Source organism: Thermosynechococcus sp. JY1331 (assembly GCF_031583475.1).
In the GTDB taxonomy this organism is placed as follows: domain Bacteria; phylum Cyanobacteriota; class Cyanobacteriia; order Thermosynechococcales; family Thermosynechococcaceae; genus Thermosynechococcus.
In genome coordinates this window covers 1,078,025-1,094,561 of record NZ_CP134180.1, presented here as the reverse complement: position 1 = coordinate 1,094,561, position 16,537 = coordinate 1,078,025, and the positions used below count along the sequence as shown (strand labels likewise).

The window sequence follows — 16,537 nt, the reverse complement described above, 5'->3', positions numbered from 1 at the left end:
ACAAACTTTTATTCTATAGGCAGTGGGGATCCTGACGATTAGTTTTGTCATCAAACCTTGACATTACACCCATTGCCCTGTGTCTTTAAGCGCAACTCCATTTGCAAATAGCAGGGGAAATCTGCGCTAAAATTATGATTTGTGCGATCGCGCACAGCCAACTGACACCATTTGCGAAGGGGAATGACCTTGACTGACGTGACTGACATCATTTCCATGGCGACTGAACCCCGTGCCAATAGCCAACTCCTCGCCACGATTGAGGTTTCGGGGGCACACTCTCAACAGGTGTATAACCAAGTGGTCAATGATCTCCTTCGCCATACACAGCTACGCGGATTTCGCAAGGGCAAAGCCCCCCGGCAGCTGGTATTGCAGCAAATTGGCAAAGAGCGGCTGCGCTATGTGGCCATGGAAAAACTGATTGAGGACACTGTCAAAGCCGCTGTCGAAAAGAACAATATCCCCTACTTGGGTAATCTTGAACTTCAAGGGGACATTCCAGAAATACTGAAGCAATTTCAGCCCGGCGAAAACTTTTCCTTCAGCGTCACGTTTGATGTTGAACCAGAAGTGACAGTCACAGCCTATAAAGGGCTAACCATTGAGTACAATCCCGTCACCTACAATCCCGAAACTGTCGAGAAGCTCTTGCAGCGGCACCAACGGGAGCACGCCACCCTCATTCCTGTCGAAGACCGACCCGCTCAGTGGGGCGATGATGTCACCCTAAAACTGGTGACCAAAGATGAAAATGGCGAGGTGGTGAAGGAACTCTCAGCAGATGAACTGCCCCTGTCCCTCGATGAAGAGCAACCCTTTTTGATTAAAGAAATTCCTGCTGCTGTTGTCGGCATGAGTGTCGGTGAAGCCAAAACGGTGACGGTGTCTGTTGCCGAGGAAGTCAAGGAAGGGAAAGCAGACATCCCCAAACAATTGACTGCTGAGATTGAACTTTTAGGGATTAAAGCACCGGAACTGCCCCCCCTAGACGATGCCTTTGCCGCTGAGCACAGTGAATTCAGTACGATGGCAGAATTGCGGGCCTATCTAGAACAAAACCATCAGGAGCGAGCTGAAAATCAAGACAAGAAAGCGAAAGAAGCTGCCCTCATTGATACCCTCATTGCCCAAAATCCAGTTGAATTGCCAAAAACCCTGATCCGCAAAGAGGCAGATGTGAAGGTGCGGACGACGCTGATGCAAATTCAGTCCCAAGGCGTTGATCTCAACAAGATCATGACCGAGGAACTCTACGAAAAAATGCGTCAAGAGGCAGAGCCGGGGGCAGCGAAGGAGGTACACTCCCGTTTATTGTTGAGGGCGATCGCTCGTCAAGAGGGCATTGAACCTAGTCCCGACGCAGTGGAGGAACGGCTGAACCGCTACAAAGAGGTGTTGGGCAACCAAACAGCCAAGGATCTAGAACGACTCCGCGAATTTGCCCACGATGAAGTGCAGCAGGAGGAAGCCCTCAACTGGCTCCTAGAGCAAAATACATTTCAGCCAGTGCAGTCCGACACAGCCACTGAGCAGCCCACAGCGACTGCTGAAGCGCCCAAAGATACCCAGACGGAGGCCGTTGCTGAAAAGCCATCTAAGCCGCAAAAACGCTCTGGGAAAAAAGCAAGTTCTGCCCCAGCCCAAGAATAGTTCGGCATAATGAAAGTGATGATCCCTACGGGGACAAACCGCTAGTTACAATTAATTACAAACGAACCGTCATTCTAGGCAACTATGCTGCAATCGCGTTACGACCATCCCCTCAGTGCCATTCTGCGCTCTCCAGCGCTCAACCTGCCGCCTACCCATGCCAATATTGTGCCGATGGTGGTTGAGCAGTCGGGGCGGGGTGAACGAGCCTTTGATATCTACTCGCGACTCCTGCGGGAGCGGATCATCTTCCTAGGGGGGGGTGCGGGCGATCGCCGCGGCATTGATGATGCGGTTGCTGACTCCATCGTGGCACAGCTTCTATTCCTTGATGCCGAGGATCCGGAAAAAGACATTTACCTGTACATCAACTCACCGGGTGGCTCGGTTACAGCCGGCATGGCCATCTACGACACCATGAAGCACATTCGCCCCGATGTGTGTACCCTCTGCTTTGGCTTGGCGGCGAGTATGGGTGCCTTCTTACTGTCTGGCGGTACCCCCGGCAAACGGATGGCGCTGCCCCATGCGCGGATCATGATTCACCAGCCCCTCGGAGGTGCCCAGGGTCAGGCAGTGGATATTGAAATCCAAGCGCGGGAAATTCTTTACCACAAGCGCAAGCTCAATGAACTCTTGTCACAGCACACGGGGCAACCCATCGAGCGCATTGAAGCTGATACGGAGCGGGATTTCTTTATGTCCGCTGAAGAGGCCAAGGCCTACGGTCTGATTGATCAGGTGGTGACGCGGCAGACCCTCCCTAGCCACTAAGTACACCCTACGTGCAACCCTAGAGGTTCCCTATGGCCAAATATGATACCCACCTCAAGTGCTCCTTTTGTGGTAAGTCACAGGAACAGGTGCGTAAACTCATCGCCGGCCCTGGGGTCTATATCTGTGATGAATGCGTAGAACTGTGTAATGAAATCCTCGATGAGGAATTGGCCACCGTTCCCAATGCGGCGGCTCCCCGTCGAGAGGCTACACCGTCGCGATCGCCCCGCAGCACACCCCGCAGTCGGCCCCTCAGCCAAGTGCCCAAGCCTCGGCAAATCAAGGAATTTCTTGATAAGCACGTGGTCGGCCAGCATGAAGCTAAGAAAATCCTCTCAGTTGCGGTCTATAACCACTACAAGCGCCTGAGTCTTTTGGATGGTGATCAGCGGGGCGATGACAATGTCGAACTGCAAAAGTCCAATATTCTCCTGATTGGCCCGACGGGTTCTGGCAAGACCCTCTTAGCTCAGACATTGGCGAAGCTCCTCGATGTTCCCTTTGCCGTTGCCGATGCCACTACCCTCACGGAAGCCGGCTATGTGGGGGAAGATGTGGAAAATATCCTGCTGCGCTTGCTGCAAACCGCCAATATGGATGTGGAGGAAGCACAACGGGGGATTATCTATATTGACGAGATTGATAAGATTGCCCGCAAAAGTGAAAATCCCTCAATTACCCGTGATGTGTCCGGGGAAGGGGTACAGCAGGCGCTGCTGAAGATGCTAGAGGGGACGATCGCCAATGTGCCGCCGCAGGGGGGGCGCAAGCATCCCTACCAAGACTGCATTCAAATTGACACGACGAATATCCTCTTTATCTGTGGGGGCGCCTTTGTTGGTTTAGAGAAAACCATTGAGCAGCGGGTGGGCAAGAAGGCAATGGGCTTTGTCCGCGATGGCGAACCCCTTCCCAAGGAAAAACGCTCTGCGGATATTCTCAAGCAACTGGAACCCCACGATCTGGTGAAGTACGGCATGATTCCAGAGTTCATTGGCCGTATTCCCGTGGTGGCCGTGCTAGAGCCGTTGGATGTGGCCGCCTTGGCAGAAATTCTTACCCAACCTCAAAACGCGCTCCTGAAGCAGTACCAAAAACTCATGCGCATGGACAGTGTGGAGTTGCGCTTTGAACCGGCGGCGGTAGAGGCGATCGCCCAAGAGGCCTACCGTCGTAAAACCGGTGCCCGTGCCCTGCGCGCCATTGTTGAAGAGATTATGCTGGACGTGATGTACGAACTGCCTTCCCGCAAAGACCTGCGCGAATGTACCATCACGCCCGAAATGGTGGAAAAACGCTCCACGGCTGAACTACTCCTGCATCCTTCTTCGCTGCCTACGCTTTCTGCTTAGAAGAAGACGTGGCTATCGGGCATCAAGCTCAACTCAAGGGGAACCGCATGGAGATCCGTTTCTAGGGTAGCGCGAATCAGACGGGCAACGGTGGCCGGTCGCAGCAGTTTCTGGCGATCGATTTTGAGGCTGACGGCATCCCAAAAGGGCGTATCCACACCGCCAAAGTAGAATAGACTAAAGCGAATACCATAGCGCTTGAGTTCTTCGGCCATACACTTGCTGAAGCCCACGACTCCAAATTTCGCAGCACAGTAGGCTGACCCCATCGCCATTGAATGTTTACCGAGGATACCGACAACGGTGCAGATGTGTCCCTGTTGTTGCTCTTTCATGAGTTCGGCAGCCTGTTGGCTGGTGTAAAAGCAACCCTTAAGGTTGAGATCCAACATCTGATCCAGTTCAGCCGCAGTAATTTTTTGATAGGGCTTGAGGAGGCCAGCCCCCGCCGCGTTGATCAATACATCGAGTCGTCCCTGCTCACTGCGGATGGCTTGCATTAATTTGCTCACTTGCGCCGGCTGGGTGATGTCACAGGGCTGAATTTGTGCGGTGACTGAGGAGGGAAGCTGCTCTGCCAAAGCTTGCAGGCGATCGCTCGAGCGAGCCGCTAAGACCAACTTGGCACCCGTTTCTTGGAGTTGCTCAACAACGGCTTGACCAATGCCACCTGTGGCACCCACCACTAACACCACACGATCTGCTAAGACACTCATTTTGTTACATTTCTTTACGTTCATCCTTTTATCCTAGCGTTTCTTGAATTGCCCAGAACCTACCCATCGCTTAGGCGATCAAATTTAGAAAGACGAGCCTTTGTTCTGCGTATTAGGATTGAGCTGTTAAGCGTCTTGCCTAGGTGTGACGGAGTTGGGATGAATGACGCAGCAACCACAACCCCCCTTTACCCTTTGGTCTCGTCAGTGGGGATGGAGAATGATTGCCTTGGTGGTGCTCGGTGGAACGCGGGCGTGGTGGTTTGTGCACTATGAATTGGCTCCTGAAATTGCCCAACAACTACAACAGCGTCTCAATCGGCCAGTGGAAATTGGCGGCGTTGAGCACGTCGGGCTGAATGTTGTTCGTTTTGGCTCCTCAGCGGTTCCCAGCTACACGCCAGAAGATGGCACTCCCGAGTTGGACAACGCGCTAATCAATGGCATTGAAGTCGCCTTTAATCCATGGCAGCTTCTGACAGGTCAAAAATTAGATCTCGACGTGACTCTCCACCAACCCCAACTCACAGTGGTTCAGGATGCCCAAGGGCGGTGGTGGCGCACAGAAGTTCAGCTGCCAGAGGAGGAGCCGAGCTTTTTTCAACTGAATCAAATCAGGGTGAAGGTGCGGGATGGCTCTGTGCTGGTTCAACCCTTTCGGCGTCCTGCCTACCTGCTGCACCAAATTCATGGCGGATTGACTCTGACGCCCGATCGCCAGAATTTTGCCCTCGAAGGTCAAGCGGAAGGACAACTGGCCGGGGGTGGCCAATGGCGATTGCAGGGGGACTGGAACCAACCCCAAGAATCAGGACAACTGGATTTGCGCTTCAGTAAGATTCCCCTTGGGCTCGGGAATGAGATTCTGCCAGAGACCATTCGTGTCCAAGGCGGCCAATTGGAGGGCCAATTACGGGTTCGTCTGCCTTTACCAGAAACCCCCGAAGTCACGGGTCAAATTTGGTTGCGGGATGGTACTTTACGCACGGCCTTTGTGCCCCAAGACATCAAGGGATTACAAGCCCATGTGCAATTGCAGGGCAATCAGGCAAAGCTGCACTATTTGCGCGGGGCGATCGCCAATGTCCGCTGGCAGGCTCAAGGCACCGTCGGTCTCCGAAGCGGCTGGAACATTGAAGCGCAAGTGCCGAGGTTTGATCTCGCCCCTACCTTAACGGCCTTGCAGATTACGCCACCGGTTCCCCTGCGGGGTCAAGTGGAAGTTCCCACCCTTCGCGTGCAGGGGGATCTGGAGAATCCCCAAGTCAGGGGTGAACTGCGCAGCCAAACGCCGCTCCAAGTGGATCAACTGCAACTGCAACAGGTACGGCTGCCGTTTATGGCGTCCCTTGAGCAAGGGGTTAGGCTGATGGAGGTTCGCGCCCAGTTGGTGGATGGCGGTGAGGTACAGGCAACGGTTGGGGTAGAACCCACGGGCGAGTTTCGTGGCCAAGCACAAGTGCAGCAGGTGAATCTGCAGGCGATCGCCCGCCGCTACGATGTGGCTCCGCCCGTGTCCCTAGGGGAGGGGTTTGCACAACTGGACTTTGCTGGCAATCTGCGTACCCCAGAGGCTTGGCAGGCCAATGCCGCCTTTCAACTACCGACGGCTCAGTATCCACTGCGGGGCACCGCCCGTCTGACGCAAACTCAACTGCTCGTTCCGGAGTTTCAAATGCAGTTTTTAGGGGGGCGTCTGCGGGGCCAAGTGCAAGCCGCCGCCGGTCAGTGGCAGTTGCAGGCTCAGGCTGAGAATATTCCCCTACGGCAGTTGAATCAAGAGTTACAAGGTCGTCTCAGTGGCCAGGCGATCGCCCAAGGACGGGTGGATCAACTAACGCTACCAGCGATTCGAGCTAGTGCCAATCTGCAAGTGGATCAAACCCCCACGGGTGATCCGCTGATTGCAGTTTTGAACTGGGATGGTCAGCAATTGCAAGTGCAAGAAGCCACCCTCGGTGCGATCCGCGCCCAGGGCACTATTGGTGTTGATTTAGCGGCCTTACAACCCACTGACATTCAATTGGGCATCCAAGCCAGAAATCTCCCCCTGAGTACCTTAAGCACTTTCTTGGAACCGAATTTCCCCGTTCCCCTCACCCTTGCCGGTACCACGTCCTTTCAAGGCCAACTCACAGGCCGCCTCGATAGGCTCCAGTTTCAGGGGGCACTGCTCACCCAAGGATTGGCGGTGAATGATTTGCGCTTTGCCCCTCAACTCACGGGCACGGTTACCTTGAGCCAACAACAGGGGGCAGCCCTCAATGTACAGGGGGGGGGCGATCGCTTGGCATTTCGTTTGGATGCTGATGGCTTACCCCGCTCACTGCTGGTTCAACGGCAACAGGCGCAACTGATCGGCCAGCGCCAAGGGGAGAGCTTTGATCTGCGTCTGCAGCAGTTTCCTGTGGAATCCCTGCGGTTACGGCTCCCGGAACTCCCCGAAAAAGCCATTCTCGCAGGAGTGGCCTCAGGCAATCTCCAGTTGCAAAATTGGACGAGGGGGCAGGGTAGTTTTACCGTAGAGCGACCGGGGTTAGGGGCATGGCGGGGCGATCGCCTGCAAGCGCAATTCCGTCTGAGTCGCGATCGCCTGACGATTCAATCTGGCCTTTTTACAAAAGGGGAAAATCGCTATCAATTCACTGCCGATCTCCAGCCTCAACAATTGGGAGCGCAGTTGACGATTGCCCAAGGCAATTTAGCGGATTTAACGGGACTCGCCATCGTCCTCGGGATTGGCCAACCCACCGCTCGGGGGACTGCCGCAGATTTGGGCACACCCACCGCAGGGGAAGGTCTGCAAGTCTCACTGCTCACACAAATTCGCCGCCTTGCCGAAATTGAGATGCTACAAGCCCAAGCGGCTTTGGTGCGGCGGCCGGAGCTGCTGCCCCCCTTGGAGCAACTTCAGGGGACTTTTAATGGCCAAATCAATCTGAGTCAAACCCCGCAGTCGGGTCTGGTGGCCAGCTTTGATCTTAAGGGCGCCAATTGGCAGTGGGGAAATTACGCAGTTGATCAGTTTCTGAGTCGCGGTCGCTTTGCCCAAAATCAACTGGTGCTGACAACCCTCAATCTGCTTGTGAATGGTGGGCAATTAAACGTCAATGGCATTCTTGGCGGTAACCAGCAAAATGCCCAACTGCGGCTAGAGCAATTCCCTGTGAGTCTTGTGGCAAGTCTTTTGCCGCCGGGGGTGGATGTGGACGGTAAGGTGAATGCCCAAGCGGTGTTGACTGGCTCATGGCAGCAGCCCATTCTCGCCGGTGAGGCGACCCTTGCGGAGGGTCGGTTGAATCAACGTCCCTTGGAGGCAGCGAATGCCACATTCCGCTACGCCCAAAATCGTCTTGCCCTTCAGGCGATCGCCCGCTTGGATACGCCAGAACCGCTCATGGTGACAGGTTCGGTTCCCTTGATCTATCCCCTTGACCCGCGACCCGTGGTGGATCCACAGTTAGCCCTAGATGTGAGTGTCAAGGATGAGGGATTGTCGTTGATCAACCTCTTTACCGATCAGGTGCAATGGCAACAAGGAAGGGGAGTTTTCCAAGCCCAACTGCGGGGAACGTGGGCGGAGCCGATGGTGAATGGCGTCCTGAGTGTGGATGATGCGGTGATTAAAACTCCTGCCTTTGAGGAACCGGTGACTAATCTCAGTGCGCGGGTGCGCTTCGATCGCGATCGCCTGCGGGTGGATGGCATTCAAGGTCTCTTTAGCCAAGGGCAAATTACCATGGCAGGGGTGTTACCAATTCAGACTCCCTTAGCCTCAGATGATCCCGATACTGCCACACCCCTCACCGCGTCCTTGCGACGCTTGCAAGTGAATGCCGGCAATATCTATCGCGGCACCGTAGATGGCACCCTCGTGATTACGGATACGCTCCTGAGTCCTGATTTGGGGGGCAGTGTCCAACTCAGCCAAGGCCGTTTGGATTTAGGCGCCATCAATGGTTTGGTCAATGGCAATGGGTTAGCCACTCCTGCTGACAGTCCCTTTGAACCCCTAGCTTTTGATAACTTGGTAATTAATATCTCAGATGCCTTGCGGGTGACGCGATCGCCCGTTCTCAACCTAACGGCCACTGGCAGTTTAACCCTCAATGGGGGTCTCAATAGTCTCCAGCCTGACGGCAAAATTCGCCTCACAGGCGGGCAACTGAATCTGTTCACCACCCTCTTTTTGCTCCAGCGGCGAGCGGATAACTATGTGCTCTTTACTCCCGCCAATGGCTTAGATCCCGAACTCAACCTCACCCTTGCTGCCACTGCCACTGAAGTTTATACCCCCGGCACCGTGACGCGACTCTCCGATGCGGGTTCCCTCACAGCCACCAGTCTGGGAACATTGAACACCATTCGGATCACTGCCCGCATCAATGGTCGTGCCAGTCAATTGCAAACCAATTTGCCTGCGGTGCTTGAGCTATCCAGTACCCCTGCCCGCAGCACGACCGAACTCCTTGCCTTGATGGGCGGTGGTTCAATTGCGGATCTCAACCAAGTGGGGGGAGAAGCGGCGGTGGCCAGTCTTGCCGGATCAGCTCTTTTCAACAACCTACAGGCATTGATTGATCAGGCCACGGGTAACCGCACTTCCTTTCGGATGTTTCCAGCCGTCGTGCCCCCCGATCGCCAGGCCCAAAGCCAAGCCCCAACCCTTGCCCTAGGGGCTGAACTGGGTTTTCAAGTGAACAGTTTTACCTCGGTTTCCCTCTTGCAGTTGCTCACCGCTCCCAGTGATCCGACGCGGTTTAACCTTGGGTTTCAGGTGACAGAGCAGATTCGCCTTGGCGGACAGGTGAGCACCAGTGGTCAGGGCACAGGCTTTATTGAATTCCGTTACCGTTTTTAAGGTCGTCTAAGATCAATGTACTGCCAGCAACGCTCAAGCTTGGAAAGTAGCAATTGCGGCAGTTGCAGTAGCCTCGGTATCAATCTTGATGAAAAATTCCGCTAGAGCCTTATCTCAACGATTCTCGACCGCATGGCAGCGGTTAAGTCTGCGTTGGAAATTTACCTTGGCTTTGGCTCTTGTGGCGCTCTTTCCAGCCGTGATTATTACCGAAGCCCTGATTCAGGTCAGTAATCATAACTTCGATCGTCAACTTGAGCAGCAACTGCGCTCTAGTTTGCAGGATTTGCAGTGGGAAATTGATAACTTGGCCTATGAGTCTCGCATTCAAGCCCTCTTGATTGCCAATGGGATGTATGTGCAGCACGTGGGTCAACCCCTCACCCGTATGATGAATCCCTCCACTATCCGCGATCTGCTTGAGGAGGTGGATCCCACTGAGCGTCCCATGAATCTGATGCTGGTGAGCGATGCTAGTGGTCAGGTACTCGCCCAGCAAACAATGGTCTTGGCTAAAACGGGAGAGGCACTCCTCGACTTGACCCCCGAAACCCATTCCTACTATCGTCTCAGCTCACATCAAGCCAGCAGTATTGCTCACTTACCGATGTTTCAAGTGGCTCGCGATCGCCAGCAGATGATTAGCGGTCTGGTGCTCCTCAGTCGTGAGCAGTTACAAGAACTGGGCTTAGCCCAGCAGGCCAAGATCACATTGCGTCCTCAACCCATTGCAACTCTACCCGCTAAGCAACGGCCAGCCCCTGTGGGTACCTACCCCATTGCGGACGGCAATATTGGCTTACTGGCCTTTGCCGCAAAGCCTCTCTATGAAAACAACCAATTTCAGGGGCTAATTCTGACGGGCATTTTACTCAACAATATGCCGGATCTTGTGGATGCCACCACAGAATGGTCCACGGTAGAGACGGTGGCAACAATTTTTGCCCAAGATTTGCGGATTGCCACCAATGTACCTTACACCGATGGTCAGACTCGCGCCCTTGGTACCCGCGTCGCTCGCGAAGTGGCCACTCAAGTGCTCAATCAGGGCAAAACGTTTTTGGGCATAACTGACATTTTGGGTTCTCCCTATGTAACGATCTACAGTCCATTGCAGGACTTTCGCCAGCAGCTCGATTTGCCGCATCCACCGCCCATTGGTATCGCCTTTGTGGGGAAGTCCCAAGCGTGGATTCATACCATGACCACCCAGAAACGGTTGGTGGCCTTTGCCATTACCCTTGGTGCCCTGTTGTTGGCCAGTGTTTGGGCCTATCTCACGGCCAATGCCATTGTCAAACCCATTCAATCCTTGGCGACTTCGACCCGCCGCGTGCAGGCAGGGGATTTGACGACACTGGTGCAGGTGCACTCCCTTGATGAGGTGGGAGAACTGGCCAATGCCTTTAATGCCATGATGCGCCAGTTGCGGATCTCTTTTGAGGAGTTAGCCCAGAAAAACCGCTCTCTTGAGCAGATTCGTGATGAACTGCTTGAGGCCAATGAACAGTTTGAGGCGGTACTCAATGCGGTACCGGGTACGATCTCGTGGATTAATGCCGAGGGCATCTATAAGGGGGTGAATCGCAAGTTGGCAGAAACCTTGAATTTGCCACCAGAGGCGTTTATTGGTCGTCCCTTGGGCTTTTTGCGTGAGGATAGAGAGTTGGCAGCCTTTATGCAGGAGTTTGTGGATTCTCGCGATCAATTTGCCTCACGGGTGATCTCCGTTAAGCGCAATAGTCAAACCGCATTTTACCTCGTGGCTTTGCAAAAATACATGCAGGGTACCCATACGGTTGCCGTCGGTATTGATATTAGCGATCGCATTCGCGCCGAGGAAGCACTGCGCATTGCTGAGGAAAACTACCGCAGTATTTTTGAGAATGCCCTTGAGGGGATTTTTCAGGCGTCAACAGAAAATCGGTTTATTCGGGTCAATGCCGCCATGGCCAGAATTTTTGGCTTTGACTCTTCTGAAGAAATGGTGCAGAGCGTCACCAGTATTCGCGACCAAATCTATGTGGAAGCCAGCACCCGTGATGAGATTCTGAATCATTTTGCGACTGGAGGAACAACGGGACATTTTGAATTCAAGGCCTATCGGCGCGATCGCCAGATCATCTGGGTCGAATTGGATATGCGGGCGGTCTGGGATGCCGAGGGCAAGATTCTCTACTATGAAGGATTGGTGCAGGACATTACTGAGCGCAAACAGCGTGAACAAGCGATGCAGCAGCAAATCGAAGAGCTAAGGGTGGAAATTGATCACGAAAAACGGCGGCAGCAGGTGGCAGAAATTACCGAAACGGAGTACTTTCAGCAATTACGCCGTGAGGCGAACTATTTGCGTCAGCGTCGCCAGCGCTAAGGCTAAACCATGACCGATATCCAAGCCCTGTTTGAGCGCATTGCCCCCCTCTACGATCGCCTCAATGATCAACTCAGCTTTGGCCTTCACCATGTCTGGAAACAGATGGCCGTGGACTGGCTCGAACTGCCTGCAGGGGCAACGGCTTTAGATCTCTGCTGTGGCACGGGCGATTTGACTCGTATGCTGGCGCGGCGGGTGGGGCAGCAGGGGCGGGTGGTGGGGTTAGACTTTGCGGCGGCACCCTTGGCGATCGCCCGTCAACGCAGTTGCCATTACCCCCAAATTGAATGGCTTCAGGGGGATGCTTTGGCTGTGCCCTTTGCAGATCAAACCTTTCAAGGAATCACCATGGGCTATGGGCTGCGCAATGTCGTGGATATTCGCCAAGCTCTCAGGGAAATATTTCGGCTGCTGATTCCCGCTGGGCGAGTCGCCATTCTTGACTTTAGCCATCCCCAAACCCCCGCACTCCAGCAATTTCAGCAATGGTACTTGCAACAGTGGGTGGTGCCCACCGCCCGTCAGTATGGCTTGGCCGCAGAGTATGACTATTTGTGGCCGAGTATTCAGGCTTTCCCCAGCCCAGCCACCCTCTGTGATCTAATTCAAAACGTGGGTTTTCAGCACGTGAAACACTACCCCCTCTTGGGCGGGCTAATGGCGATTACTGTTGCGCAAAAGTAATCTACGTTACAAAATGTAGGTTTTAGCCCCGTGGGAATCCTCTAAGCTAGAGATAGAGCCTTTTTCTATTTTTTGATGAACAGTTGAGGAGTCAGGAGTGAGATTCGCTTTTAGGAATAGGAATGGGTTTGGGCAGTCTTGAGCAGGACTCCATGACTGTGAAAAAGGCGGTAGGCAAATTGGAGGGCAGGGTGTTATGTACAAAAAAATTCTCGTTGCCGTTGACGACGGTGAACTGGGAGAACAGGTCTTTCAAACGGCGCTGGATTTGGCACAGCACTACCAAGCCCGCATGATGCTCATTCATGTCCTTTCACCCACCAATGAATCCTATCCTGACCCCATCTTTACCACCCCCTTCGCTTCCGGGGTTTATGTGGGACTCCATGAGGAAGTGATGCGTACCTATGCCGAGCAGTGGGAAAACTTTGAGCAAAAAGGTTTGGATATGCTGCGCAATCTCACCCAAATTGCCACCGAAAAGGGCGTACCCACAGAATTTACCCAAGCCTTAGGGGATGCGGGTCGGGCCATTTGTGATCTGGCCAAAGATTGGGAAAGTGATTTGATTGTGCTGGGGCGGCGGGGTCTCAAGGGCTTGAGCGAGTTCTTCCTTGGCAGTGTCAGCAATTATGTGCTCCACAATGCCCCCTGTTCTGTGCTCACCGTCCAGCGCCGCCGTGATTGAAGCGCCCATTCGCATTAAGTTTCTTGTGCAACCTACCCGCCCCGATTGGGTGGTGCAGGCGATCGCTCACTTGGATACGATTTTGCTCGATCACTCCCACTGTGAGCGCAAAGCGGCTGGCGTAGCTATCAATCTCATGTTTCGCTATCCTTCCCACAAGCCCTTAGTGGATGCCCTCACCGATATTGCCCAAGAGGAACTCGATCACTTCCGTCAAGTCAATCAGCAACTGGAACGCCGCCACATTGCCCTTGCCCCCCTCAGTGCACCCCCCTACGCCTCTCGCTTGAATGCCGCTGTCCGCCCGCAGGAACCCGATCGCTTTCTCGATACCCTATTGGTTTGCGCGTTGATTGAAGCTCGCAGCCATGAGCGGTTGCAACTGTTGGCTCAGCATTGCCCAGATCGGGAGTTAGCAGAATTTTTTGCCAGCCTTGTGACCTCTGAGGCACGCCACTATGGCACCTATTGGTACTTGGCCTATGAGTCCTTTGGTCAAGAGGTGCTAGCAGAGCGATTGCAGCAGTTGGCTGTCCTTGAGAGTGAGATTCTCAGCACGCCCTACCCCTTGCCTCGTATGCACAGTTAGCCTTAGATAGTGGGTGGCGTTGCCTCTTGCGCAGTGGTGGGCTGACCGACCGTAAGGCGCACCGTTTGACCAAATTGCTCCAAAATAACTGCGGGTGTGGTGTCATAGGCATCAATGGCGCGCACAAGCACATTGCCAGCGATCGTATCCCCCACCTGCACCGTACGGGTGACATTCTCTTTGGGCGAGCGAATAATTGCCTGTAGGCGACCATTTACGGCAGCCACACCAAAAACCTTCACCGCTTGGGCGTCCACTGGGGGCGGTAGGGGTGATGGGGTGGGTGGAATGGCGGCAGCGGGAGTACCTGTTCCATTAGCAGCTGTTTGAGGAGAACCGTTACCCGCATTACCCGTAGCGGCGGGCGCACCGTTTGGCGTTTCACCCTTGGGAGCTTCGTTCCTGTTGGGGGGAAGCAGCGGGGCGAAGGGATTCGCACGACCGACATTTGTCAGTCCCTCAACATAGGTTTTAGGGTTGGTAGGAGGAATTAATGCCGCAACCGCAGATGCGGTGACACTGGGGGGTTCGGGTTCAAGGTCTGGGGCAGCTGCTGCCGGTGGCGCCACCGCTTGATTGGGTTGATTGGTAGGGTCTATTTCAACTTCAGTGACGATAAAGCCACAGCCGCTCATGCCTGAGGCCAGCAACCCAATGGCAATGGTGATGATCGTGGCGCGCTGTTTCAACATTTGGTGTCTCACCTTTGGCTGATGATATTGGTGGTGCAGACGAACTCTATTGTTGCCTACTATAAAATGTACCGTTGGTCTGCAGTGGCTATGCATAGGCACTTGCCAAAGTGGTCTGGGTGGTGGAGAGTTGCTGTGGGGGCGATCGCTCGGTACACTGAAAAACAATTGTAACGTTATTTACGGAATGAATCGGTCATGAGTGCTAAGCCCGTCGTGATTGCTCCCTCCATTCTCTCTGCGGACTTCAGTCGTTTGGGTGAAGAAATCCAAGCGGTGGATCGGGCGGGAGCCGACTGGATCCATGTCGACGTCATGGATGGTCGTTTTGTTCCCAATATCACGATTGGGCCATTGGTTGTTGAGGCAATTCGCCCCTTGACCCAAAAGCCCCTCGATGTGCACTTAATGATCGTTGAGCCAGAAAAATACGTGGCGGATTTTGCCAAAGCGGGGGCGGATATTATCTCTGTCCATGCGGAACACAACGCCTCGCCTCACCTGCATCGCACCCTCTGTCAAATTCGGGAACTGGGTAAACAGGCGGGGGTAGTGCTCAACCCCTCTAGCCCTCTTGAACTCATTGAGTACGTCCTTGATGTCTGTGATCTCGTGCTGATTATGAGTGTCAACCCTGGCTTTGGCGGCCAGAAATTTATTCCAGCGGTTTTGCCAAAAATTCGGCGGCTACGGCAGCTGTGCGAAGAGCGCGGTTTAGACCCATGGATCGAAGTGGATGGCGGTCTCAAGGCGGAAAATACGTGGCAAGTTCTCGAAGCCGGTGCCAATGCCATTGTGGCTGGTTCAGCGGTCTTCAAGGCACCGGATTACGCAGCAGCGATCGCGGGCATCCGCCATAGCAAACGTCCTAGTCCTGAGTTGGTGACGGCCTAGGCACTGGTTGCCGACGGAGTTTGAAATCGCTGCCACGAAAAGGCTTTCAGGTGGCGATCGCCCGTCCGATGCAAAATCAAGTTGGCCATCAGCTTCGCTGTAATCGGGGCAAGTAAAATGCCATTACGGTAATGCCCCGTGGCCAAGTAAAGATTCGCCGCTGGCCCTTCCCCCAAAATCGGTAAATCATCGGGGGTGGCTGGACGATAGCCCCACCACGTATCAATCACCTCGTAACTGGCCAACTCTGGAATAACGGCGGTGGCACGATTCAGCAGTGCTTGCAGGCCAGCAACCGTAGTTCCCTCTTGGAAACCCACATCCTCACTGGTGGCACCCACCACCACTTTGCCAGAGCGACGCGGCACGAGATAGAGTTGATCGCCAAAGATCACATGGTTCAGTAGGGGTTGCCCCGGCGGTTTTAGGGCTAACATTTGCCCCTTGCGGGGGGTGACGGGTAGGGGAAGTAGGCTTTGTGCCCATGCGCCTGTGGCCAGAATGTAAATCCCCGCAGACCAACGCCCGCGATCGCTCTCCAAGGCTGTAATTTCCCCTTGGGGGGTTTGCTGAAACCGCTGGACACTAATGCCCTCAATCACTTCGATTCCTAGAATGCGAGCGGCACTCACCAAGACCTTAGCCAAGTTGCGCGTATTCACCTGCCCATCTTGGGGAAACCACCAAGCCCCTAGCACACTCTCCGCAAAGCCCGGTTGATAGTTCCCAAGTTCAGATGCATCGAGCCAGCGGCTGTCGGGTTCCATAGGGTGGGCGCGATCGCGCTGCCGCTCATCGGTCACGGGTGCCAAAATACCACAGAGCCAGTAGCCCGCATCCATGCCCGTCAGTTGCTCAAGCTTATCAATCCAACTGGGATAGAGATTGCGGCTCGCCGTACACAAATTCCACATGGCGCCTGCGGGCAAGCCTTCTGCTTGGGGGGCTAACATTCCCGCTGCGGCATGGAGCGCTGCTTCCCGAAACTGGCGGCTGAGAACGGTGGGTCGTGCCCCCCGCAATGCCAATTCGATGGCGATCGCCAGCCCCATGGTGCCGCCACCAATAATCAAAATGTCCCGCTGTTCATCCCCAAGGATCATTCTTGACGCTTCAATCCCAATTTACACATTTCTTTATCTTGGCATCTGCCACCCCTTAAGGGTAGCCCAAACCACCCACTTGAGGGGGAACGGCGCCTTGTTTTCCGCTCCTGAAGTTAACTCGTTATAATAAGGGCGATCGCGGTGGATTTGC

12 protein-coding genes are annotated in these 16,537 nt (G+C 54.3%); 9 read left to right on the top strand and 3 right to left on the bottom strand.

Annotation, left to right across the window (positions count from 1 at the left end; translation table 11 throughout):
* Positions 1-198 precede the first annotated feature (198 nt).
* The 3 genes from tig to clpX all read left to right on the top strand — a co-directional run bounded on the left by tig (position 199) and on the right by clpX (position 3,782).
* Positions 199-1,653 (top strand): trigger factor, encoded by a 1,455-nt coding sequence (gene tig, locus RHJ31_RS05160; protein ID WP_302677793.1) that lies wholly within the window; start codon positions 199-201, stop codon positions 1,651-1,653.
* Between the two features lie 84 nt (positions 1,654-1,737).
* Complete coding sequence (clpP, locus tag RHJ31_RS05155; protein ID WP_149819305.1) at positions 1,738-2,427, top strand: ATP-dependent Clp endopeptidase proteolytic subunit ClpP; 690 nt, start codon at positions 1,738-1,740, stop codon at positions 2,425-2,427.
* Between the two features lie 32 nt (positions 2,428-2,459).
* Positions 2,460-3,782, top strand: a complete 1,323-nt coding sequence (gene clpX / locus RHJ31_RS05150; protein ID WP_302677609.1) for an ATP-dependent protease ATP-binding subunit ClpX — start codon at positions 2,460-2,462, stop codon at positions 3,780-3,782.
* Here clpX and RHJ31_RS05145 read toward each other — a convergent pair.
* Positions 3,779-4,498, bottom strand: coding sequence for an SDR family oxidoreductase (locus RHJ31_RS05145; RefSeq protein WP_302677608.1), 720 nt, complete (start codon positions 4,496-4,498; stop codon positions 3,779-3,781). The two genes, clpX and RHJ31_RS05145, sit on opposite strands and share 4 nt — an antisense overlap.
* Positions 4,499-4,661: 163 nt before the next feature.
* Between RHJ31_RS05145 and RHJ31_RS05140 the strand changes: the two genes are divergently transcribed.
* From RHJ31_RS05140 to RHJ31_RS05120, 5 genes are all read left to right on the top strand, one after another.
* Positions 4,662-9,359: a translocation/assembly module TamB domain-containing protein gene (locus RHJ31_RS05140; protein ID WP_302677607.1), complete on the top strand. Its 4,698-nt coding sequence runs from the start codon at positions 4,662-4,664 to the stop codon at positions 9,357-9,359.
* Positions 9,360-9,447: 88 nt separating this feature from the next.
* On the top strand, positions 9,448-11,730 hold the full coding sequence (locus RHJ31_RS05135; protein ID WP_302677606.1) for a cache domain-containing protein: 2,283 nt from the start codon (positions 9,448-9,450) through the stop codon (positions 11,728-11,730).
* Between the two features lie 9 nt (positions 11,731-11,739).
* Positions 11,740-12,417: a bifunctional demethylmenaquinone methyltransferase/2-methoxy-6-polyprenyl-1,4-benzoquinol methylase UbiE gene (gene ubiE, locus RHJ31_RS05130; RefSeq protein WP_302677605.1), complete on the top strand. Its 678-nt coding sequence runs from the start codon at positions 11,740-11,742 to the stop codon at positions 12,415-12,417.
* Positions 12,418-12,613: 196 nt separating this feature from the next.
* Positions 12,614-13,105: a universal stress protein gene (locus tag RHJ31_RS05125; RefSeq protein ID WP_302677604.1), complete on the top strand. Its 492-nt coding sequence runs from the start codon at positions 12,614-12,616 to the stop codon at positions 13,103-13,105.
* Positions 13,062-13,694 (top strand): tRNA-(ms[2]io[6]A)-hydroxylase, encoded by a 633-nt coding sequence (locus RHJ31_RS05120; RefSeq protein WP_302677603.1) that lies wholly within the window; start codon positions 13,062-13,064, stop codon positions 13,692-13,694. The genes RHJ31_RS05125 and RHJ31_RS05120 overlap by 44 nt, the downstream gene beginning before the upstream one ends.
* A 2-nt stretch (positions 13,695-13,696) precedes the next feature.
* On the opposite strand, the gene RHJ31_RS05115 is transcribed toward RHJ31_RS05120, so the two are convergent.
* Complete coding sequence (locus RHJ31_RS05115) at positions 13,697-14,386, bottom strand: hypothetical protein (RefSeq protein WP_302677602.1); 690 nt, start codon at positions 14,384-14,386, stop codon at positions 13,697-13,699.
* A 198-nt stretch (positions 14,387-14,584) separates the two neighbouring features.
* Here RHJ31_RS05115 and rpe point away from each other — a divergent pair, with 198 nt between their 5' ends.
* Positions 14,585-15,280, top strand: a complete 696-nt coding sequence (gene rpe / locus RHJ31_RS05110) for a ribulose-phosphate 3-epimerase (protein ID WP_302677601.1) — start codon at positions 14,585-14,587, stop codon at positions 15,278-15,280.
* Here rpe and thiO read toward each other — a convergent pair.
* Positions 15,277-16,383: a glycine oxidase ThiO gene (gene thiO, locus RHJ31_RS05105; RefSeq protein WP_302677600.1), complete on the bottom strand. Its 1,107-nt coding sequence runs from the start codon at positions 16,381-16,383 to the stop codon at positions 15,277-15,279. The genes rpe and thiO overlap by 4 nt on opposite strands.
* Positions 16,384-16,537 lie beyond the last annotated feature (154 nt).

What these genes read in the sequence shown, in the direction of transcription:
- thiO (WP_302677600.1), bottom strand. Translation starts at nt 16,383, where the DNA reads ATGATCCTTGGGGATGAACAGCGGGACATTTTGATTATTGGTGGCGGC.
- RHJ31_RS05120 (WP_302677603.1), top strand. Translation starts at nt 13,062, where the DNA reads ATGCCCCCTGTTCTGTGCTCACCGTCCAGCGCCGCCGTGATTGAAGCG.
- RHJ31_RS05140 (WP_302677607.1), top strand. Translation starts at nt 4,662, where the DNA reads ATGACGCAGCAACCACAACCCCCCTTTACCCTTTGGTCTCGTCAGTGG.
- RHJ31_RS05145 (WP_302677608.1), bottom strand. Translation starts at nt 4,498, where the DNA reads ATGAGTGTCTTAGCAGATCGTGTGGTGTTAGTGGTGGGTGCCACAGGT.
- RHJ31_RS05135 (WP_302677606.1), top strand. Translation starts at nt 9,448, where the DNA reads ATGAAAAATTCCGCTAGAGCCTTATCTCAACGATTCTCGACCGCATGG.
- clpX (WP_302677609.1), top strand. Translation starts at nt 2,460, where the DNA reads ATGGCCAAATATGATACCCACCTCAAGTGCTCCTTTTGTGGTAAGTCA.
- ubiE (WP_302677605.1), top strand. Translation starts at nt 11,740, where the DNA reads ATGACCGATATCCAAGCCCTGTTTGAGCGCATTGCCCCCCTCTACGAT.
- clpP (WP_149819305.1), top strand. Translation starts at nt 1,738, where the DNA reads ATGCTGCAATCGCGTTACGACCATCCCCTCAGTGCCATTCTGCGCTCT.
- RHJ31_RS05125 (WP_302677604.1), top strand. Translation starts at nt 12,614, where the DNA reads ATGTACAAAAAAATTCTCGTTGCCGTTGACGACGGTGAACTGGGAGAA.
- RHJ31_RS05115 (WP_302677602.1), bottom strand. Translation starts at nt 14,386, where the DNA reads ATGTTGAAACAGCGCGCCACGATCATCACCATTGCCATTGGGTTGCTG.
- rpe (WP_302677601.1), top strand. Translation starts at nt 14,585, where the DNA reads ATGAGTGCTAAGCCCGTCGTGATTGCTCCCTCCATTCTCTCTGCGGAC.